The sequence below is a fragment of the Streptomyces sp. NPDC050528 genome (assembly GCF_044457795.1).
Classification (GTDB): domain Bacteria; phylum Actinomycetota; class Actinomycetes; order Streptomycetales; family Streptomycetaceae; genus Streptomyces.
In genome coordinates, this window is the sequence record NZ_JBITHH010000009.1 from 444,410 (window position 1) to 464,990 (window position 20,581).

Annotated in this window: 15 protein-coding genes; 3 read left to right on the plus strand and 12 right to left on the minus strand. The window is 70.1% G+C overall.

The genetic code is table 11. The features are described from left to right. Positions 1–8: 8 nt before the first annotated feature. On the minus strand, positions 9–2,702 hold the full coding sequence (locus ACIBK4_RS31155) for an AAA family ATPase (RefSeq protein WP_398999963.1): 2,694 nt from the start codon (positions 2,700–2,702) through the stop codon (positions 9–11). Between the two features lie 154 nt (positions 2,703–2,856). Next, positions 2,857–5,349, minus strand: a complete 2,493-nt coding sequence (locus ACIBK4_RS31160; protein ID WP_398999966.1) for a flippase-like domain-containing protein — start codon at positions 5,347–5,349, stop codon at positions 2,857–2,859. A gap of 234 nt (positions 5,350–5,583) precedes the next feature. Between ACIBK4_RS31160 and ACIBK4_RS31165 the strand changes: the two genes are divergently transcribed. After that, the gene (locus ACIBK4_RS31165) at positions 5,584–6,135 is read left to right on the plus strand and encodes a DUF308 domain-containing protein (RefSeq protein WP_366432698.1); all 552 of its coding nucleotides are present in this window, start codon (positions 5,584–5,586) and stop codon (positions 6,133–6,135) included. Between the two features lie 87 nt (positions 6,136–6,222). On the opposite strand, the gene ACIBK4_RS31170 is transcribed toward ACIBK4_RS31165, so the two are convergent. The 3 genes from ACIBK4_RS31170 to ACIBK4_RS31180 all read right to left on the minus strand — a co-directional run bounded on the left by ACIBK4_RS31170 (position 6,223) and on the right by ACIBK4_RS31180 (position 8,202). Next, positions 6,223–6,678: a MarR family transcriptional regulator gene (locus tag ACIBK4_RS31170; protein WP_366432697.1), complete on the minus strand. Its 456-nt coding sequence runs from the start codon at positions 6,676–6,678 to the stop codon at positions 6,223–6,225. Between the two features lie 118 nt (positions 6,679–6,796). Further along, a complete protein-coding gene (locus ACIBK4_RS31175) occupies positions 6,797–7,588 on the minus strand; it encodes an acetoacetate decarboxylase family protein (protein WP_398999969.1) in 792 nt (263 codons plus the stop codon). A 71-nt stretch (positions 7,589–7,659) separates the two neighbouring features. Further along, positions 7,660–8,202, minus strand: coding sequence for a MarR family winged helix-turn-helix transcriptional regulator (locus tag ACIBK4_RS31180; RefSeq protein WP_398999971.1), 543 nt, complete (start codon positions 8,200–8,202; stop codon positions 7,660–7,662). A gap of 123 nt (positions 8,203–8,325) precedes the next feature. Between ACIBK4_RS31180 and wrbA the strand changes: the two genes are divergently transcribed. After that, positions 8,326–8,928, plus strand: coding sequence for an NAD(P)H:quinone oxidoreductase (gene wrbA, locus ACIBK4_RS31185; RefSeq protein ID WP_398999973.1), 603 nt, complete (start codon positions 8,326–8,328; stop codon positions 8,926–8,928). A 64-nt stretch (positions 8,929–8,992) separates the two neighbouring features. On the opposite strand, the gene ACIBK4_RS31190 is transcribed toward wrbA, so the two are convergent. Further along, the gene (locus tag ACIBK4_RS31190) at positions 8,993–9,397 is read right to left on the minus strand and encodes a tautomerase family protein (protein WP_398999975.1); all 405 of its coding nucleotides are present in this window, start codon (positions 9,395–9,397) and stop codon (positions 8,993–8,995) included. A 154-nt stretch (positions 9,398–9,551) separates the two neighbouring features. Next, positions 9,552–11,012 (minus strand): aldehyde dehydrogenase family protein, encoded by a 1,461-nt coding sequence (locus ACIBK4_RS31195; RefSeq protein WP_398999977.1) that lies wholly within the window; start codon positions 11,010–11,012, stop codon positions 9,552–9,554. A 208-nt stretch (positions 11,013–11,220) separates the two neighbouring features. Here ACIBK4_RS31195 and ACIBK4_RS31200 point away from each other — a divergent pair, with 208 nt between their 5' ends. Beyond that, on the plus strand, positions 11,221–12,459 hold the full coding sequence (locus tag ACIBK4_RS31200) for a cytochrome P450 (RefSeq protein ID WP_398999979.1): 1,239 nt from the start codon (positions 11,221–11,223) through the stop codon (positions 12,457–12,459). Positions 12,460–12,498: 39 nt separating this feature from the next. Here ACIBK4_RS31200 and ACIBK4_RS31205 read toward each other — a convergent pair whose 3' ends face one another. From ACIBK4_RS31205 to ACIBK4_RS31225, 5 genes are all read right to left on the minus strand, one after another. Continuing rightward, on the minus strand, positions 12,499–14,682 hold the full coding sequence (locus ACIBK4_RS31205) for an alpha-galactosidase (protein ID WP_398999981.1): 2,184 nt from the start codon (positions 14,680–14,682) through the stop codon (positions 12,499–12,501). 67 nt (positions 14,683–14,749) lie between these two features. Then, entirely contained in the window at positions 14,750–16,099 is a 1,350-nt protein-coding gene (locus tag ACIBK4_RS31210; RefSeq protein WP_398999983.1) for an ABC transporter substrate-binding protein, read from the minus strand. 79 nt (positions 16,100–16,178) lie between these two features. After that, positions 16,179–17,117, minus strand: coding sequence for a carbohydrate ABC transporter permease (locus ACIBK4_RS31215; RefSeq protein ID WP_398999985.1), 939 nt, complete (start codon positions 17,115–17,117; stop codon positions 16,179–16,181). A 14-nt stretch (positions 17,118–17,131) separates the two neighbouring features. After that, positions 17,132–18,145: a carbohydrate ABC transporter permease gene (locus ACIBK4_RS31220; protein ID WP_398999988.1), complete on the minus strand. Its 1,014-nt coding sequence runs from the start codon at positions 18,143–18,145 to the stop codon at positions 17,132–17,134. 52 nt (positions 18,146–18,197) lie between these two features. Further along, positions 18,198–20,288, minus strand: a complete 2,091-nt coding sequence (locus tag ACIBK4_RS31225) for a fibronectin type III domain-containing protein (protein WP_398999990.1) — start codon at positions 20,286–20,288, stop codon at positions 18,198–18,200. Positions 20,289–20,581: the final 293 nt, after the last annotated feature.

A 20,581-nucleotide genomic window follows, 5' to 3' on the forward strand; every position in this document is an offset into this window, starting at 1 on the left:
CCCGCCCCTCATCCGGCCGTCGGGCTGTCCTCACCTGGCGGCTTCAACAACGGGGCCAGCTCGCTGCGGGAGGTGATCCCGAGCTTCGGGAAGGCCCGGTACAGATGGGCCGCGACCGTACGGTGGGACAGGTACAGCCGTTCCGCGATCTCCCTGTTGGAGAGCCCCTCCGCCGCCAGTTGCGCGATCAACGTCTCCTGGGGCGACAGGAGTTCGGCGAGGGACGGCACCGGATGGTCGGCTCCCCGCACCGCGTTGTGCCCCGCCCAGTCGGAGGCTCCGACGAGGTCGAAGGCGGTCCGCGCCGAGAGCAGCAGGGTGCGGGACCGGGCGGCCTGGCGGTGGCGTCGCAGCCACTGTCCGTACGCGTGCTCGGTGCGCGCCTTGACCAGGGGCCAACGGGACAGATCCTGGCCCAACGCGGCCGCGTACAGCTCCTCGGCCGCCGCGTCACAGGCGAACACGGCTCGTGCGTACGGCAGTTGGACGTGCAGCAACGGCGCCGGAGTCACTCGTCCGGCCTCCTCCACGGCCGCAAGGATGCGCGCGGCTTCCTGACGGTTACCGCCCCGATCGGCCGCCACGACGAACGGCATCAGCGCGGCGAAGCCCTGCCGTCGCAGACTCTCGGGCGACTGGTCGAGAAGGGGCCGCATTTCGTCGTACGCCTCGGTGTACCGCCCCTCCCCCAGCCGTGCCAGGCCACGCGCGAGGCGGAGCGTCGGGACGAGATCGGCGCGCTGCCAGGCGGCCACCGTGTCGGCCAACTCCTGTGCGCGCACGGCCTGTCCGCGCAGTGCGGCGGCGATCGCGTCCGTGGCGGCGAGTGCGGCGACCATCGCCGGCTGCCGGGTCTCGGCGACGATCCGGCGTGCCTCTTCGGCGAGTTGGACGGCACGCGGCCAGTCCCCGAGCAGGAGCAGGTCGGCGGCTTGGGTGAGGAGGGTCTCCGTCAGCAGGCCAAGTCGGCCCTGTTCGCGGAGGATTGGTGCTGCGCGGCCCAGCAGGTCGACGGCGCGGACTGGGTCGCCGGTCTCGTGCGCGGCCATGCCGAGCAGCCGTAGTCCATCGGCGTCGGGACGGCGCCGGATCGTCTCGTGCGAGGGCAGCCGGTCGGCCAACGCCCGGCCGTGGCGCACCGGTTCGGTGAGGGCCAGGGCCGCGAGGTGGCGTGGGTCGTTCGTGGCGGTGAGCCGCTCGGCGGCCTTGACGACCTCGGCACGCGCGGCAGGGTCGGCGGCGGTCCGGTGCGCGTGGAGTGCCGCGCTCAGCAGCAAGTCGAGGGCCAGGTCGGGGTCGGCCGCCGTCAACTCGCCGATGTCCGGCGGCACTTGTGTCCGTGCCGGACCGGGCTGCGGCTCCGCGTCCGAGAGCTCCCGCAGCCACCATGCCTTCGCCCGGTCCGTCGCGCCGAGTTGCTGATGTCCCGCCGCCTCGATCAGCGAGTGGGTCAGGCGGATGCGGCCGAGGCCGTACGCGTACTCGGCGGCGGCCAGCAAGCGGTGGCCCCGGGTGGCCGAGTCCGTGGTGAGCTGCGCCGAGCGTTCGAGGGCCCAGATCGCCGCGACCACTCCGTGCCGCCGGAGCAACGAGGCGTGGACGTCGGCCAGTTCGTCCGCGAGCTCGTCGTCGGGGCCGTTGACGGACTGGGCGCGATGCCAGGTGCGCCGGTCGGGGTGTGCGGCCAGTACCTGCGCCAGGGCAGCGTCGGCGGCCTGTCGGCGGGGCTGCATCTCCGCCTCCAACACCGCGAAACGCACCACCGGATGCCGGAAACGCAGGCTCGTCCTGTCGAGTCGGATCAGCGAGGCTCCGACCGCGCTGTCCAGCACGTCCACCGCGACCGAGCGCCCGGCGAGGACGGAGGCGGCCGCCAGGATCTCCGAGAGGTCTCCGACCTGGTCGACGGCCGCGACCAGCAGGGCGTCCCGCGCCTGGTCCGACAGGTGGCCGAGCCCGGCCGCGAACGCCGACGCCAACGCGTCGTTCACCGGCAGGTGCGTCCACGAACCCGGTGCCCCCAACGGGCGCCAGGCCGTGGGGAGTTCGACGAGTGCGAGCGGGTTGCCGTGCGCCTCGCCGAGGATGCGCTCCCGGACGGCGGGCGGCAGCGCGGCCGCGTGACGGGCCAGCAGCTGTCGCGCCGAGGGCTCGTCCAGCACCGGCACGTCCAGGACGGGAACGCCCGGCAGGGGGCGTCCGGTACGGAGGGCCGCGAGGACCACGATCGGGTTGTCGTTCGCCCTGCGGGCCAGGAACGCCAGCACCTCCCGGGTGGGCCCGTCGAGCCGCTGCACGTCGTCGGCGATCAGCACCACGGGCCGCTCGGCCGCTGCCGCCGTGAGCAGATTGAACGCGGCCAGGGCCACCCGCAGGGTCTCGGGCAGTGGTCCGGGGCCGCCGTCGAGCGCCGACCGCAGGGTGCCGCCCTGTCCCGCCGTCAGGGACTCCGTCGTGTCGAGCACCGGCCGGAGCACCGCGCGCAGTCCGCTGAAGGGCGTGTCGTCGCTGCCCCCTGCCACCTCCAGCAGCCGCCATCCCGCCGTCCGGGCGCGCTCCGCCGCGGCTCGCAGCAACGCGGACTTGCCGACGCCGGGACCGCCCTGCAGTGCGAGGGCGCCACCGGCGGTGGGCAGCCTCCCCAGCAGTTCGTACAGGACCCTCACCTGCCGGTCGCGGCCGAGGAGCCCGGCTCCGTACACGCCTCTCCCCAGACTTCCAGGACGCTCCATGTCTTCACCAGCGGAATCGTAGGAGAACCCGCACGGCGGGGCTTCGGTCATGTGACCGCGCCCTGAACTGCACGGCGGCACCGCCCGGCCAATCCAGCGTACGACTCCCTGGTACGGCGACTCGTCACACGTAGCCCCGCCGCTGCACGAAGCTCAGGGCCAGCGCACCCAGGGGGACGTTCAGCCAGAACGTCAGCAGCCGGTACACGAGCACCGCCGAAGTCGCCGCCCCGGCCGCCACACCGAGCGCCGTCAGACCCGCGATGAGCCCCGCTTCCAACGCCCCGAGACCGCCCGGTACCGGAGCCGCGTTGGCGATCAGCCGGGCCGCCATGTACGCGGCGCCGACCTGGATGAAGGGCAGCCCGCCGCCCAGCGCGTGCAGGCTCATGGCGAGGCCGACGACCTGGACGAGCGGCAGGCCGAGGGCGCCGACGACGCCCACGACGATCTTGGCCGGTTCGGTGGCGAGCCCGGCGATGGTCGATCCGGCGGCGCGCAGGAACGGCCACACCTTGTCGTGCAGGAAGCGGCGGCCCGGCGGCGTGAAGCCGAGCAGACCCCCGGCGGCGAGCACCAGGGCGATGGCCCACAGCACATACCGCCCGGCGGACAGGTCCAGATGCACTCCAGCATGACCGCGGCCCGCCCAGGCGAAGAACACCGCGGCGACGACGGTGTTGGAGAGTGCGCCCGCCAGGCTCTGCAGCCCGACGGAGGCCGTGGCGGCCCCCGTCTCGATCCCCGTCTTCTGCAGATAGCGCAGGTTGAGCGCCATGCCGCCCACATTGCTCGGGGTGATCCGGTTGAGGAACGAGCTGGCGAACTGCACCTGATAGGTGGGGCCGAACGGCAACCGGTCCGGGATGGTGCCCAGTTGGAGACAGGTCGAGAACGCCTGCGAGAGGAAGGTGATGGGCAGTATCGCGAGGATCCACCACCAGTTCGCGTCCCGCAGCGCGTCGAGGGCCGCCGGTGCGTTGGCCAACTGCGGGAGCACCAGGTGGAGTACGAGGAAGGCGCCCGCCAGTCCCAGGGCGCTCTTCCACGTGAACCGCGCCAGATGCGCCAGGGGAACTGCCTTGGCACCACTGGCAGTTGAGACCTCGGCGGCGAGATCCCGCAGCAGACTGGGACGGCCGCCGGCGCGCAGCGTCCGCCGTCCGGCCTTCTCCCTGACCGCCCGCGCCCGTGCCTGGTCGTAGTGGGCGACCGCGCGCCGCGCGGGTCCCATCAGCGCGAGCGGCTGGAGGTACGGCAGCGCGGTGGCGAGCAGCTCCGGCCCCAGCCCGGCCAGCGCGCACGCGGTGGCGCGTTGAGGGCCGATCCGTACGGCGGTCGTGGCCAGGAGTTCGGCGATGTCGGCGCCGAGCATGTCGGGCGGGGCGTTGAGCCGGCCGCGCGCGAACGCGGAGAGCCGGCTCTCGCCGTCCGGTTCGACGAGGATGTGCTCGGGGCGCAACTCACCGTGTCCCAGCCGGTGTTCCTGGAGTCGGGCCACGGAGGTCCACACCCCGGTGAGGAGCTGATCGGTCAACTCCTCGTCCCGCACAGCGGACAGAGCCCGGGAGTCCCGGTCGACCGTCGCCACCAGCGCGCCGCCGCCGGTCACCGGGTACGCCATCACCGGCTCGTCCACCCGGGCGCCGGTGCGGGCCGCGAAGACGAGCATCAGGAGCTCGTGCTCGGCGGCTCCGAGCGGCAACTGGGCGGTGGCGTCGGCCGGATGGCGCAGCAGCGTCCGCCGGGCGAGCCGGTGGAAGAGGTCACGGTTGTGGTCCTCGGCGGCGAGCACCCGCACCGCCAGCCGTGAACCGGCGGTGGTCACAGCGCGGTAGACGGTCCCCTCCCCCACCCGCTGTTCCTCCAGGGGCAGTTCACTCAGCCTCGCGACCGAGATCCCGGAGTCGGCGAGGGCGTCGGCGACCGCCTGTATTGGCGGGCGGTCGGCAGGGGCTCCGGCCAGCAGCAGGACGGCCGACCCGGCGGCGCCGCCCACGGCGAGTGCGGCGAAGGCGTCCAGCGGAACGATCGCGGCGGCCGCGACACTCAGGGCGCCGCAGCCGACGGCCAGGAACCACAGCGCCCGCCGCTGACGCGCGCCCAGCCACGGCCCCGCCGCGACGACCGCCGCCGCGCAGGCCGCCAGGTACACGGCCGACGGCCAGCCCGCCTGGACCAAGCCGTCCCGGCCTTCCAGCACCTCCGGCCACGCGTCCGGTCTCCCCCGCACCAACGCCAGGTGCGTGAGCGTCCACGCGCCCAGCGCACCGAGCGCCGCCGCGGGCAGGACCCGTAGAACAGGCTCGGTCCGTCGCCGTACGCACCACACCGCCAAGGCGGCGACCGGGGCGAGCAGGGCCACGGCCTGGACCGTTCCGACGAGGGCGTCCCGCAGGGCCGGGGGCAGTGCGGTCGCCGTGGTGAGGAGGCCCTGTTGGGCCGCGCGGACGAAGTCGCGGGTGGCGACGGCCAGGAGGACCGTCACGACGAGGGCGGCCAGGGACACCAGCAGGCGCCAGAGATCGACCGCCCGCCGGACCGTCCGCGGCGGCGGTTCGTCGATCACCGGAGCCGAGGTCGGCGGGCTGTCACGGCCGTCGATCCCACTGATCACGTCGGCTCCTTGTCGACAGGCCGTAGGCCGGGAGGCACCGATGCTCGCGTCTCGACTCGCCCCGCGCATCGGTCGGATGACCGCACGGGTTTCTGTGCCGACGGTGAAGGAGTAAGGAAGTAGCGGATGCAGTCGTATGACAGATCGCGGCGGGAAGGCGCGACTCTAGCCTTCCTGGCGAACCACGGCCTCGGGCGAAGAACGAGGCGACACCCTCGTCTGTGGAAGGTGACCATGTTCACTTCACCCAACGTGCTCCTCTGGCGCGGTCTGCTGGCCGTCGCCCTCGGCGTGGTCTCCGTCGCATGGCCCGGCATCACGGTCGGCGCCTTCGTCATCCTGTTCGCCGTGTACGCGTTCATGACCGCGGCGACGGACAGCGCCCGCGCCTTCGCCGGCGACCGGGTCGGGCCGGTCCTCGGCTGGCTGCTGCTCGCCGGGCTCTCGTTGGCGGCCGGCGTGGTCGCGCTGGCCTGGCCCGGCATCACGGCGCTCGCGCTCACGATCTGGATCGCCGCGTGGGCGCTGACCACCGGCGCCATGGAAATAGCCCTCGCCTTCCAGCGCGACGAGACGGCGGGAGAGCGCACCCTGTACCTCCTGACCGGCGCGGTATCGATCGTATTCGCGTTCTCCCTGTTCGTCCGCCCGGACATCGGCGCGGTCTCCCTCGCCACCGTCTTCGGCCTGTTCAGCCTCGTCTACGGCGTCTCGGCGGTCTTCGCCTCGTTCGAGGAGCGGCGCCGCCGTTCCGCCGCGAACCGGGGCGAGCCGGCCCGCGTGTGAAAGGTCGACGGAACGGGGGTGGTTCCGGACACGCTCCTCGTGTCCGGGACCACCCCCGTTCCTGCTACAACTCCCGCGCGCCGGCGCTCAGTCGAACTTCTCGACGACCGTCTCGAACTGCCGGACCATCGCCGACAGCGACCGGCCGTCGAGATGGTCCATGACCCGCTTGCGGGCGCTCGCCAGGTGGACCGGATACGCGGCCTGAAGCCGCTTCATCCCTTCCGGGGTGAGGGTCGCGACATTGCCCCGCGCGTCCCCTTCGTAGCGGCGCTTGACGACCTGGCCGCGGCTCTGCAGCGCGTCCACGACACGGGTGATACGGCTGGCCGAGAGCGCGGTCGCCGCGGCGAGGTCCGCCATGCGGAGCTCCTGGTTCTCGGCCTCGGACAGGCTCATCAGGACGACGTACTCGGTGAGTGTCAGTCCCGTGGACCGCAGCAGATCGTCGTCGAGCGAGCGCGGCAGCGCGACGATGACACGCATCAGGGCACGCCAGAAACGCTCTTCCTGGGCGGTCAGGGCAGCATCCTCGGCGGTCATCCTCGCAGGTTAGCGTGCTCAAGCAAGGAATCTCAACCGACGGCACCTCGCAGCGGGCGAGGTGCCGCACGGCGTTGCCGCGGCCCGGTTCGAGAAGTTCGCCGCCGCGTCCCTTCCGCTATGCGTCCAGCCGGCGTACGTCCGTGACGCTGTAGGACATCGACGCGCGGAAACCGGCGCCGGTGCGTACGGGAGCCAGGTCCGCCAGCTCCTCGCCCCTGGCCGGGAACAGGGCGATGTCGCCGGTGCCGGTCCACACGTCGGCGAGTTGCCGGTCGTTGAACTCGGCCATCACCAACTCGTGGACGGCGGGCTTGTCGTACTGGCCGGAGACCAGGCGCGGGAAGTGCCGGAGGTTGACCGTGGGGCGTGCGAACAGCGCGGCCGGGTCGGGCGCCGGCTGCTCCAGCGTCACCCTGGCCTCGGCGAGGGTGTGTCCGGCCGCCGACACGGACGCGCCGAAGCGTCCGCCGGGTGCGAGGGTCGGTGACGCGCTGCCGGGCGCGGCGAAGACGCGGGTCTGGTGGACCGCGCCCAGTTTCTTCGGGAAGCCCTGTACCCAACCGCGGGCCAGGGCAAGGTCGTTGTCGACGTAGATGTACGGGCACCACGACACGGGCTCGTCCCGCCAGTGGGCGTCCACCAGGACCATGAACTCGCGGTACTGGCTGCGCACCGGGTCGAGGTACTCGTCGTGCTCCGCGGAGAACTGCCAGTCGATGAACAGCGCCACCGCGCGTCCGTCGGAGTCCGGGTCCGGGGTCAGTCCCTCGGGGAGTGTCGCCTCGGCGGCTGCCGGATCCGTCCAGAACTCGACGCCGACGATGTCTCCGGCGTAGTGCCACGGCGGGGCGGAGGCGAGGTTCGCCTCTCCGCGCGGTGACAGCGGGTAGGTGTAGCCCTGGAGCATGGGTGCCTCCTCGGAAGAGGTCGAGCCGGAACAGCACCATGTTTCGGCAGGGGGACCGGGTCCGGCTTGCGTCACATGACTGCTTCTCCGTACACGGAGGTCGGTTCGCGGCACTCGCAGCACGGCCGGCACGGGGAGTGGAGCGGACCGGCCACCGCCCGCAGCTCCTCGGCCAGCCGGTGCACCAGGGCCGGATCGAGCTGGTCCATGACGCGTCGGCGGGCACTGGCGAGATGTGCCGGATAGGCGCCCAGCAGCCGTTGCCGCCCGGCTTCGGTGAGGACGGCCACGCTCCCCCGGGCGTCCGTCGCGTGCGGCCGTTTGACCACCAGGCCTTGCGTTCGGAGGGCCTCCACGAGCCGGGTGACGCGGCTCGCGGACAGGGACGTGGCGGCGGCCAGGTCGCTCATGCGCAGGCGGTTGCCGTCCGCCTCGGAGAGGTGCATCAGCACGATGTACTGCGTGAGCGACAGCCCCGTGGCACGCAGCAGGTCCTCGTCGAGCGCCCGGGGCAGCGCGACCAGCAGTCTCTGGAGCGAACGCCACAGACGCTCCTCCGCGCTGGTCAGAGGCTCCGACGCCGGTGGGCCGACGCGGTTCTGTGCCTGCGGCATCTCCTTCGCCCTCCTCTCCGAGGCTCCTGGTAGGACACTGAACCACATTTATCGCTTGCTTGACAAAGCATTTTCCGGAGGGCGAAGATACTTGCCCAAGCAAGAAACCGAGAGGAAATCCCGATGTCCACCAAGATCGCGGTTATCTATTACTCATCGACGGGCACCGTGCACGAGTTGGCGGAGTCGGTGGCCGAGGGCGCCCGCAAGGAGGGTGCGGAGGTACGGCTTCTGCGTGTGTCCGAACTCGCTCCCGAGGAGGCCGTCGCCGCCAACGACGCGTGGTCGGCGCACGCGGCGGCCACCAAGGAGATCCCGGTGGCGACCGGCGCCGACGTCGAGTGGGCCGACGCCGTCATCTTCGGCAGTCCGACCCGGTTCGGCAATATCGCCAGCCAGTTGAAGCAGTTCATCGACACGCTCGGCGGGCTGTGGGCGCAGGGCAAGCTGGCCGACAAGATCTACAGCGGCTTCACGGCCACGGCCACCGCGCACGGCGGCCAGGAGTCCACGCTGCTCGCCCTCTACAACTCCGTCCACCACTTCGGCGGCATCATCGTCACCCCGGGCTACACCGACCCGGTGAAGTTCGCCGACGGCAACCCCTACGGCACCAGCCATGTCAACGGTCAGGGAGCGATCCCCGTCGACGACACCGCTCGGGCCGCCGCCCTCTATCAGGGCAAGCGCGTGGCCGCCGTCACCGCGCAGTTCAAGGGCGCGTAGCAGCAGGGCAGTTGGATGCCGGCGGTCGCCTCGGGGCGGTCGCCGGCTTCCGGTTGTCCGCTGTTCAGGCCTCGCCCCGGCGCGCGAGCCACGCCTTCTCCTCGCCGGGCTCGGGCAGCACCCGACCGCCCTCGACGGCGGACCGGGCGGGGCTGTCCTCGATCACCACCATGACGTGGTTCTCCTCGACTCCGGTCACGCGTACGGCCGCTGCGGACAACTCCAGCGCCAGTCGCGTCGTGTCCTCCTGCGGATGCCCCCGTCGCGCCCAGCCCGTGATGATCAGCGGCGCACCCGGCACCCCGCCCGCGAAGACGTTCTCCCGCGGCGGCTCGGAGAAGATCACGTTGACGTAGGCCGGAGGCACGTGGTTGACCGCCGCGTGGATCCGGGTGATCTCGGCCGCGAGCGCAGCCTTCGACTCGCCGGTCAGCGTGCCCTGCGGGGCGGTGCAGGTGTAGACGGGCATGTCGGCTCCTCACGATGTGGGGACGCGCCGAACGGGTGGCACCGGCATCACGGTGCCACCCGTGGGCGCGTCACGGCTTCCGCCGTCCGACCCAGGTCGCCACTGCACGCGGACCTTCGGCGCCGGCCGCGTGCCGCCTCGCGGGCGCCAAGTGTCAGAAGGGCAGCTCCCGTTGGTCACTGGTGGCGTTGATCCAGATGACGTCGGTGAAGTCGGCGAGGCTGTCGGGGCCCGTACGCCCCCAGCCGCTGTCGCGTACGCCGCCCATCGGGGCGTGGATCTCGTCGTTCACCGTGGGCGAGTTGACGTTGACGATGCCGTGCTGCAGCGTCGGCGCGAGTTCGAAACCGCGGTAGGTGTCGCCGGTGAGGATCGACGAAGTGAGGCCGTACAGCGTCCTGTTGGCGGCCCGGACCGCGTCCTCGGCGGTGTCGACCGGCTCGACGACGACGAGCGGGCCGAAGGTCTCCTCGTTGGAGACGGTCGCGTCGTACGGGACGTCCGTCAGGATGGTGGGCTGGTACACCAGCCCCTCGTACGTGCCGCCGGTGTGCAGCTTGGCGCCCTTCGCGACGGCTTCCTTCACCCGGCCGTCCACCAGGTCCACCGCCGCCTGGGTGACGAGCGGGCCGATGATCGTGGTCGGGTCCAGCGGGTCCCCCGACGGCAGCGTCTTCGTGCGCGCGACGAACTTCTCCAGGAACTCGTCGTAGATGGAGCGCTGGACGATGATCTTGCGGGTGTTGAGGCAGATCTGCCCCTGGTGGAAGAAGGCGCCGAAGGTGGCGGCGCGGACCGCGTAGTCCATGTCGACGTCGTCGAGGATGATCGTGGGGTTGTAGCCGCCCAGTTCGAGGACCGTCCGCTTCAGCGTGCGGCCCGCGCGTTCCGCCAGCAGCCGCGCGGTGTTGACGCCGCCGATGAGGTTGATCACGCGGACGTCCGGGCTGGCGAAGAACTCGTCGGCGATGGCCGCCGCACCGCCGGGCGCGTGGGTGACGACGTTGACGACGCCGGGCGGGAAGCCCGCCTCCTCGGCTATCTCCGCGACCATCAGTCCCGCTGATATGGGCGCGAACTCCGACGGTTTGACGACGACCGTGTTGCCCGCGGCGAGCGGGTTGAGCACGGCCCGCCACGACAGGATGTTGGCGCCGTTCCACGGGGTGAAGCTCGCCACGACACCCAACGGGCGGCGCACGCCCACGGAATGGGTGGTGGGGACGTTCGACTGCAGGACCTCACCCTTGGGCAGGAAGACCCAGTTGGCCGCCTGCTCCAAGGTCGCGGCGACGCCCTCCTGCTGGAAGGTGGAGAACGGGATGGTACTGCCGGTCTCGCGGGCCAGGATCTCGGCGATCTCCTTGCTGCGGCGCCGTACGATCTCGGCCGCCCGGAAGAACAGCTTCGCCTTCTCGGCCGGCGCGAGCGCGGCCCAGGCCGGGAACGCCTCGGCCGCGGCCTCGATCGCGATCCGGGCCTCCGCCGCCCCCGCGTCGGCGACCCGGGCGAAGACCTCCCCCGTATAGGGCTCGTAGTCCTCGAACACCGCTCCGCCCGCGGCCTCCCGCCACTGTCCTCCGGCGTAGTACTTCCGTGCGGGTACCTCGGTCACGACCCATCAACTCCCATATCTATTTGCTTGCGTTGGCAAGTAGAGTTGACTCTCCACCGACGGGGTTGTCAAGCGCCAACCAGCCCGGCAGCGAGGGCAATTACCCCTCCCGCAACCGGCTCCGCACCACTCCCCACCCGCCTTGACATGCCCTCCCTTCGCCGCAATGCTTGCCGACGAAAGCAATAACTTCGGGTGGGAGACCGCGATGACCACAAGCACCCCGGACGACCAGGGCGACGCGCTGCGCACCGAGTTGGAGGGCGCCGCGTTCCAGGCGGATCCGCACGCGGTGCTACGGCGGTTGACCGGTTCGGGAGCCGCGCACCGCTGCGAACCTGCCGGTGCGCCACCGCAGTTGATGGTCACGGGATACGAGGCGGCCCGCCAAGTCCTCACCGACCCCCGCGTCTCCAAGCGGAGCGAGCGCGCGGGGCTTGAGCCGGGCTGGCTGATGAGCGGTGCCCGGGACGAGGTCGGGATCGACTACATGCTGACCGTGGACCCACCCGATCACACCCGCCTCCGCAAACTGGTGACCCGCGCCTTCACCCCCCAGCAGATCGAGGCGCTACGACCCCGCACGCAGGAACTCGCGGGCCGGTTCGCGGACGACGTACTCGCCCTGGACACACCGGAGTTGGCCGAGGGTTTCGCCGCTCGTGTCCCCATCGCCGTGATCTGCGAACTGCTCGGCGTACCGCTGGACGACTGGGACAGGTTCCGCTGGGCCTCGGAACAGATCGTGTCCCCGCTCGCCGGCAGCGACCGCGAGGAGGCGTACGTCTGGATGAGCGGGTATCTGGCGGAGCTGATCGCGGCCAAGCGGGCCGATCCCGGACAGGATCTGCTGAGCGCACTGGCCAATGACACCGTCGAAGACAGGCTCTCCGACCCGGAGTTGGTCGGCATGGCCTTCCTCCTGCTGATCGCCGGGTACGAGACGACCGCCCACCTCATCGGGGCAGTACTCCTCGGACTCGCCCAACAGCCGGACCTGTTCAAGGCGTTGCGCAACGACCCCGCCCTTGTACCAGCGGCAGTGGAGGAGTTCCTCCGCCTGGACGGGCCGGTGCTCACGGCGACCGAGCGCTTTGCCACCGAGGACATGCTGGTGGGTGACGTGCCGGTCCGGCGGGGCGACATGCTGCTGGTGTCCCTCGCCGCGGCCGACCGCGACCCGGCCCGTTTCGAGGATCCGGACTCCTTCCGCCTCGGGCGGTCGGCGGGCCACGTCGCCTTCGGCCACGGCGTCCACCACTGCCTGGGGGCGCCGCTGGCGAGGATGGAGGCCGCGGTCGCGATCACCGCGATGCTGGAGCGCGTCGAGAGTCTCGAACTGGCCGTGGACGCGGCCGACTTGGAGTGGGCGCCGGGTCTGTTGATGCACGGGGTACGGCGGCTTCCCGTGTCGGTCGTGGTCGTCGGGAGCCCGAACTCCATTTGATGTCACGGGACTTGATGCCGGGGGACTTCCTCGCATCCTTCAGTCCTGGCGACGGACCTCGATGAGCAGCGCCTGCTCGGGGTTGAGGGTGGGCATGGGCAGACCGGCGGTCGCCAGCACCGAGCCGGGCAGCGTCAGCCAGTCCTCCTGCGCGGCCGTCAGCCACGCGGGCGGTGCGATCTGGTGGAAGGAGGGCAGGCCGAGTTCGGTGCGCACCCGGAGTTGGTAGCGGGCATCGGGGTTCAGGCCCGGAAAACGCGTCCGGCCGGACTGCCCTTCGGGCGAAGTGGCCACTCTCGCCCAGGAGTACAGCGCCCGTGAGCCGTCCTGGGCCACGACTCCGTGCAGGAGACAGGCCTGGTCCTCCAGGTCGGCGCGGACCGTACGACCGCTGTGCAACAGGGGGCGCAGTTCGCGGTACAGGGCGCTCCAGGCGGTCAGTCTGGTCAGCTCTTCCTCCGAGCACTCGGCGAGATCCTGCTCGATGCCCGCGTGGCCGAAGAGGGCGGTGATCAGGCGGAACGTGTCCGAGGTGACGCGTCCGGTGGTGTGGCTGCGCGCGGCGCCGACATGGGTGCCGACGAGTTCGGGCGGGAGGAGTTGGACGGTCCAGCTCTGGATCGCCTGGCGTTCCACGGGGTCGTTGCAGTCCGAGGGCCACACGCGGTCGGTGCGGTCGAGTACGCCGAGGTCGGCTCGGCCGCCGCCGCTCGCGCAGCTCTCGATCTCCAGTCCGGGGTGCCGTTGCTTGACCGCGTCCAGCAGTCGGTACAGGGCCTCGACCTGGGCATGGCCTGCGGGACGATCATCCAAAGTGCGTACGGCTTCGAGGAGTTCGCGGTTGTGGTCCCACTTGAGGAAGGCGATGTCGTAGCTTCCGACGAGTGCGTCGAGTGACTTCAGTAGATAGTCGAAGACCTCGGGGCGGGAGAGGTCCAGGACGTGCTGATGGCGGGCGGTCGGGCCGAGGCCGGCTGCGGGGCCGAGGATCCAGTCGGGGTGGGTGCGGGCCAGGTGGGAGTCGAGGTTGACCATCTCCGGCTCCACCCAGAGGCCGAAGTCCATGCCCAGCGACCGGACATGGTCGGCGAGCGGGCTGAGTCCGTCGGGCCAGACGGTCGGGTCGGCGAGCCAGTCGCCGAGGCCCGCCGTGTCGGCGCGACGCCCGCTGAACCAGCCGTCGTCGAGCACGAACCGCTCGACTCCCACGGCGGCGGCCCGCTCGGCCAGAGCGCGCAGCCGGTCGAGGTCGTGGTCGAAGTACACGCCCTCCCAGCTGTTGAGCACCAACGGACGCGAGCCGCGCGGGTGTTGGGGTCGTGCGCGCAGATGCCGGTGGAAGCGGTCGGCGATGCCGTCCAGGCCGTTCGGCGACCAGGCGAAGTGGCAGCGCGGGGTGCGGTAGGTGTCGCGGGGTGCCAGGCGGATCTCGCCCGCGCGGAGGAGTTCGCCACCGCCGAGCGCGGAGGCGTGGACGCCTGCTCCTTCCGGGAGTTGCTCGACGAGGTAACGCTGGTCGCCGCTCCATGCGACGTGTACGGCCCAGACCTCGCCGGCGCCGAATCCGAAGCCCGGTACGCCCACCGTGAGGAGGTGCGGCGAGTCGACGCCGGGTTTTCCGCGTCGTACGTCACGTACGTGGGCGCCGTGGTGCAGCGGGTGGCGTTGCGGGGAGCGTTCGCGGCTCCACTTCCCGGTGAAGTCCAGGATCTCGGTGGCCCGGCGCGGGAGAGGCAGCAGAGTCAGGGCGCCTGCGAGGTCGTAAGGCGTCGAATTGGCGTTGTCCGTGCGGGAGATGAGGGCTTCGGCGGTGAGGATGCCGTGGGGGTCCAGGGTGTAGGTGAGGGTGATGTCCAGGGCGGCGGCCGCGTCGGTGAGGTGCAGTTCGAGTACGCCGCCGCCTTCCGGGTCCGTGCGATGGGTGACGCCCGCGAGGGTCGGGCGGGGCGCGGTGGCGGTGCCCGCCTGGTGGCCGTGGTGGGCCGGGGTGCCGGACCAGCCGTCGGCCTCGGTGGGCCAGACGGTGAAGCGGCGGGGGATGTCGGGGGCGTTGTTGAGGATCGCGGGTTCGGCGGTCAGGCTCAGGGCGGTCAGGTCGTCGGGGCTGAGGTCGCCCAGGTCGGCGCCCCAGTGCAGGACGCGGGGCACCGGTTCGGTGAGCTCCACGGCGAGGCACGTGCCGGCCGCGCGCAGGCTGACGATGCACGAGGGGGTCGCGGGCATGCAGTCTCTTTTCGGGGAGGGCGGCGGGACGCGCCGTAAGGGCCATGTCCCGCCGGGGAGACGGCTGTTACTTCTGGGTGAGGATGCTCTTGGTCTTGGATTGCATGTCGGCGAAGACGCTGTCGTTCTTCTGTCCGCCGAAGTAGCCCTCGATCAGTGGCTCGATCGCGTCCTGCAGGGCCGCGCCGTTGCGGAAGTCCGGTGACGGGTAGAGCTCCTTGTTCTTCAGCATGTCGGTGAAGACCGAGAGGTCGACGCCCTGTGCCTTGAGGGCCTTGGCGGAGGCGTCCATCGAGGCGGGGATGGACGGGAAGAAGGTGCCGGTCGCCGACGCCTTGGTCTGGCAGGCCTCGGAGCCCATGTAGGAGACCCACTTCCAGGCCAGGTCGGGGTTCTTGGTGCCCGCCCAGATGGTGTTGCCGTTGGAGTTGCTGAGGACGGCGCGGGTCTTGTTGTCGGGCCCGAGGACCGTGGGGGCGATGCCGACCTTGATGTCGGGGATCTTGGCGAAGGTGGACGCCGTCCACGAACCGCCGGTCTCCATCGCGACCTTGCCCGAGGAGAGGAGGTCGACGTCGGAGACGGTATTGGTGAACGTGCCGATCTTGGGGGCGTATCCCTTCGCCACCAGCGTGCGGATCCAGTCCATGGTCTTCACCAGGCGCGGGTCGTCGTAGTTCAACTGGGTGGGCCAGTTGGCCTTGTTGCCGAGCCGCCAGCCCGTCGTGGAGACGAAGGAGCTCCAAGTCGTCTGGCCCAGGAAGTCCTTGGCGGCCAGCTGACCGAAGCCGTAGGTCTTGATGTTCGCCTTGTCGAAGCCGGGCTGGTCACCGCGGCGGCCCTTCGAGTCGACGGTCAGGTGGGCGATCATCTTGCCGATCGTGCCGCCGTTGTCGGGGTTCCAGTTGAGGTTCTGGACGTCCTTGGTGGTGTAGCCGGCCTTGGTGAGCATGTCGGTGTTGTAGTAGAGGCCGGTGGCGGCCCAGTCCAGGGGCAGGCCGTACTGGTGGCCGTCGGTGTACTTCCACGAGTCGACGCCGACGGAGAACCGCGACAGGTCGAACTTGTCCTTCTTGATGTAGTCGTCCAGCGACAGGAGTTGGTGCTGGTCGGCGTACTGCGGGAAGAACTGGACGCTGTTCTGGAACGCGTCGGGAGCCTTGCCGGCGACGAAGCCGGCGGTGAGCTTGGTGAAGTAGTCGGTGACGCCGTACTGGGAGATCTTCACCGTGACGCCCGGGTTGGCCTTCTCGAAGTCCGTGGCGCAGACCTTGTAGGCGGCCGCCTGCTTGTCGTCCCAGGTCCACCAGTTCAGGGTCGAAGAGCCGGAACTGCTGCTGGAGTTGGAGGAGCAGGCGGACACGAGGGCCGTCAGAGTGAGCGCGGCTCCGAGTGCCACGGCCTTGCGAACTCTCATGGTTCCTTCTTTCACTGGTCACTTGAGGCTTTCGCCGGTCACTGGAGGCTGTCGCTGCCGAACTGGAGGCCCTCGCCGGTCACTTGAGGCCGGAGAAGCCGATGGAGTTGACGATGCGTTTGCCGAAGGCGAGGAAGAGCAGCAGCATCGGCAGCGCCGCGATGAGGGCGGCGGCCATCAACCCGGCCCAGTCGGGGGCGGCTTGGGGCGAGGACTGCTTGAAGACGCCGAGGGCGAGGGTGAGGGGCTGGACGCTCTGGTCGTTGGCGATCAGCAGCGGCCAGAAGTAGTCGTTCCAGGCGTTGACGAACATCAGCAGCGACACGGTGGCGATCGGCGCGGACGTCATCGGCAGGATGATCCGGAAGAAGATCCGCAGCGGGCCGGCGCCGTCGATGATGGCGGCCTCCTCGACCTCGCTGCTGAGGCCGAGCATGAACTGCCGCAGGAAGAACAGCGTGAAGGCCTGGAACAGGCCGCCGGGGAGGATGAGTCCGGCAAAGGTGTCGGTGAGTCCGAGGTCCTTCACGAGGACGAAGTTGGGCAGCAGCGTGAACACGCTGGGCACCATCAGGGCGCTGATCAGGATGTTGAACACCAGGTCGCGGCCACGCCAGTGCAACCGGGAGAAGGCGTAGGCGGCGGCCGCCGAGATCAGCACGATCAGCGCCGTCTGCACGGACGCGTAGATCACCGAGTTGCGCAGGTAGAGCGCGAAGTCGAGGGAGGCGCCGGAGCCGCCCTGCGCCTGGGCCGACGCGGTGGAGGCGATGCCCAGGGCCCGCTCGAAGGCGCCCCAGGTGAAGCCGACCGGCAGGAGCGAGGACGGGTGGGTCGCCAGTTTGTAGTTGTTGGACAGCGCAGTACGCAGGATCCAGTAGAACGGGAAGAGCGTGACGAGGACGATGACGCCGAGGTAGATCCAGGCGACGGCCCTGCCGGGTGAGAATCTGCGGGCGGTGTTCCGGGTCGGGCGGCGCGGGGCGGCCGCCGGGCCGGGTGCGATGGTGACAGCCATGGGGGCGGCCTCCTTCAGTTCAGGTCGGATTCGTTGGCGCGGGCGAGCCGCAGCTGGGTGAAGGTGACCGCGATGAGCAGGGCGAACAGGGCGAGCGACATGGTGGCGGCGTAGCCGAAGTCGAACTGCCGGAAGGCCTTGTCGTAGATGTACATCTGCAGCACGTTCGAGGCGTTGGCCGGTCCGCCCTTGGTGGTGACCTGCACGATGTCGAACACCTGGAAGGAGTTGATCACCGTCAGGACGACGACCATGATGAGGATCGGCCGCAGCAGGGGCACCGTGAGCCGGCGGAACATCTGCGCCTCGCTCGCGCCGTCGACCCGGCCCGCCTCGTAGATCGTCGATGGAATGGTCTGCAGGCCGGCGAAGATCAGCAGGGCGTAGTAGCCCATCCACTTCCAGACGCTGATCGCGGCAAGCGAGGGGATCGCCCATCCCCCGCTGCCGAAGAACAGGATGGAGTGGCCGGTCAGGTGCTTGAGGGCGATGTTGACGATGCCGAGGGTCGGGTCGAGCATCCACTGCCACACCAGGGCGGCGATGACGTTGGAGATCAGGAACGGCAGCAGGATCACCCCGCGCAGGACCGACGACCGGGTCACGCGGTGCAGTACGACCGCGGTCACGAGGGAGATCGCCGTGCCGAAGACGACGGACAGCAGGACGAAGTAGACGGTGACAAGGAGCGAGTGCCAGAAGACGTCGTCCCCGAACAGCTCCCGGAAGTTGGCCAGTCCGACCCACTGCGGCGGGGTCAGGACGTGGAAGTCGGTGAAGCTGAGGTAGATGCCGCGCAGGGTCGGATAGGCGTAGAAGGTCGCGAAGCCGACCACGGCGGGCAGGATGAGCAGCAGGGCGACCGGCAGGTCCCGGCGTCGGGCAGCCGCCGACCTGGTGGCGCCGGCGCGCCGTGTCTTCCTGGCCGGTCCCTTGCCCGGTGAGACGGCCGTGGTGGCCACCGCGCCCGGCTCACCGGACCGCGGTTTCACCGGCGTTGCGTGGTTGCCCTGTGATGTGACCACCACAGCACCCTCCTTCGTGCGTTGCGTGTCCAACTGGTGGAGCGTCGGGCGTGGTTCAGACGGTGATCTTGTCGATGTCGGGCGCGTAGTCGGTCGCGTTGCCGAAGCGGAGGGTGTTGTCCCCGGCCTTCAGCGACACCGGGACGGTGAGCGACTGCGGGGCACCCCAGTCGTTGTCGTTGGTGCCGGGCACCGGGATCTGGAGGGTGGTGTCGCCAACGGTCAGGTCGATGACGCGACTTGAGTCGCCGTCCACGTAGTCCAGCTTCAGCAGATACGTGCCGTCCTTCGGCGCGCTGACGTGGTTGATCGCCACCTCACCGCCACCGAGATTGCCGACCTTCTGCCCGCCGGAGCAGCCGTCGCAGCCCGCGACCGTGGCGTTGCCGGTGAGCGTGTTGCCGGACGCTTCGGCCTCGTAGGCGCTGGGTCCGCCAGCCGCGGGCGTGGTGACCCCAACTGCCTTACTGGGAGACGACGTTCGGCCTTGGGCATCACGGGCTACGACCGTGAAGGTGTGCGCGTTGGCCGCGCTCAGCCCCGTGACGGTGGCCGTGGTACCGGTGCTGGTGGTCACCGGCCGGCCGTCGGCGTAGACGGTGTAGCGGCTGACGGGTGAGGCGCCGGTGTTCACCTTGTCCCAGGCCAGCGAGACGCTCGTCGACGTGGCGGCGGTGCCGTGGACGCCCAGCGGAGTACCGGGGTTGGCGCCCTGCCGGCTCGGCGTGAAGGTGAAGAGCCGCGAACCGTGCGCCGGCAGACTCTCCGTCAGGTGCCCGGATACGCGACCGAGGTTCTTGTGCTGCCACAGGTCACGGACGGTTGCCGTTCCGCCGATGCCCAAGTCCGCGAAGTCCGCGGTGACATCGGCGGCCTTGGCGCCCAGGTTGAACAGCGCGACGGTGTAACTGCCGTCGGGATTACGGGAGTACCAGGTCTGCTGGTTGGTGGTCTGACTGACGGGCCGCGCGGGATGACCGGCTTGGTCTACGGCGATGACCTCGTCGTTGGTGAGCAACTTCAGCCCGTACGCGTCGAGTTTGGTGAGGTCGTCGCCCGAGTAGAGCGGCGCCGACTCGATGGCCCACAGGGTCGCGTAGCTCTGCCGCTCGGCCTCGGTGAGACCGTCCATGGCGCCGACTCCGACGTTCAGGGAGTCGAGGTTGTTCCAGTGTCCGGGTCCGGCGTCGTCGATCCACTGCACGACGTCGTTCCAGCGCACCTTCAGGGAGTTGTCCCAGGTCACCAGTGTGTTGCAGTAGCACTCGACGTCGGTGTCGATGCGCCAGCCGTTGGAGTTGGCCTTCCAGGTCGCCGCCTGCGTGTGGCTCAGCGACCAGGACAGTGTCAACTGGACGGCACGGCCGGTCTGTTGGAGCGCGGTGTGCCAGGCCTTCACGTCCGAGGTGTTGTCGTGGTCGGCGCCTCCCTGCGCCGAGCCCGGACCCACCCCGTCGACCTTCAGGAAGTCCACGCCCCAGCCCGCCAGTTGGTCGGCGAGGGAGTCGATGTACTTCTGCGCGCAGGGGTTGGTGAAGTCCATCTTGTACGCGGAGTTCCACCCGTTGGTCTTGCGCAGGTCGGGATAGACGATGTCCGAGGTGGTGCAGCCGGGGGCGTTGTGGATCGCGGTCGTCCCGTCGCCGTACGCGGCGGGGTCGAGGCCGACTGCCAGGTACAGCCCGAACTTGAGGCCCTTGTGGTGGAGGTAGTCGCCCAGGGACTTCATGCCGTGCGGGAACGTGGTGGTGTTCGGCTTCGGCCGGGCGTACTGGTCGAAGCCGTTCACCCACCCCGCGTCCACGTTGATGTACTCGTAGCCGTGGGACTTGAGCTTCGAGGCGACCACGTCCGCCTGCTGCTTGACGTGCGCCTCGGTGAGCCAACCGACCCCGCCGTAGCCGGGATAGCTGGTCGCCTCCAGGCTCCAACTGCTCCACCCCATGTACGGCTTGGCGGCGAGAACGGCTTGCTGGTGGCCCGTGCTCGTCGGCGCGGGGGACGAGTCCGCCGCCGACGCGGCGGTGGGTGCCGCGAGGGACACCATGAGTGCGGTGGCGGCCAGGACGGACAGGTGTCGGAGGCGGGCACCGCCCGTACGGAGTCTGTGGCGTACGGCGGATACGGGTCCTGCTGGACGAGCCATGTGTTTACTCCATCTCGGCGCGAAAAGGCACGGCGGGGCCCTGGGAAGGACCGGAAGGTGCCCCTTGCACGGTCAGCCGCATGGGGAATGGGTGAGTGGGCGTTTGAATCCGCCCAAGTGGCTGTAAGGCAACGCCCGTTGGAGAGCGCGGCACGCGATGACTTGTGCGGCCGGTCGAGGAGGAAACCGGCCGCCACCTGCGTCGGTGGACGTCCCATCCACCTGTCGTGAGGTGCCGCGAATGTAGCCAGGCTTTTCTTCCAGCGTCAACATAGTGCGCAGCGCGAATCATC

Coding starts and splice junctions, on each gene's coding strand:
- ACIBK4_RS31165 (WP_366432698.1), top strand. CDS start 5,584: ATGTTCACTTCACCCAACGTGCTCCTCTGGCGCGGTCTGCTGGCCGTC.
- ACIBK4_RS31170 (WP_366432697.1), bottom strand. CDS start 6,678: ATGACCGCCGAGGATGCTGCCCTGACCGCCCAGGAAGAGCGTTTCTGG.
- ACIBK4_RS31175 (WP_398999969.1), bottom strand. CDS start 7,588: ATGCTCCAGGGCTACACCTACCCGCTGTCACCGCGCGGAGAGGCGAAC.
- ACIBK4_RS31180 (WP_398999971.1), bottom strand. CDS start 8,202: ATGCCGCAGGCACAGAACCGCGTCGGCCCACCGGCGTCGGAGCCTCTG.
- wrbA (WP_398999973.1), top strand. CDS start 8,326: ATGTCCACCAAGATCGCGGTTATCTATTACTCATCGACGGGCACCGTG.
- ACIBK4_RS31190 (WP_398999975.1), bottom strand. CDS start 9,397: ATGCCCGTCTACACCTGCACCGCCCCGCAGGGCACGCTGACCGGCGAG.
- ACIBK4_RS31200 (WP_398999979.1), top strand. CDS start 11,221: ATGACCACAAGCACCCCGGACGACCAGGGCGACGCGCTGCGCACCGAG.
- ACIBK4_RS31205 (WP_398999981.1), bottom strand. CDS start 14,682: ATGCCCGCGACCCCCTCGTGCATCGTCAGCCTGCGCGCGGCCGGCACG.
- ACIBK4_RS31210 (WP_398999983.1), bottom strand. CDS start 16,099: ATGAGAGTTCGCAAGGCCGTGGCACTCGGAGCCGCGCTCACTCTGACG.
- ACIBK4_RS31215 (WP_398999985.1), bottom strand. CDS start 17,117: ATGGCTGTCACCATCGCACCCGGCCCGGCGGCCGCCCCGCGCCGCCCG.
- ACIBK4_RS31225 (WP_398999990.1), bottom strand. CDS start 20,288: ATGGCTCGTCCAGCAGGACCCGTATCCGCCGTACGCCACAGACTCCGT.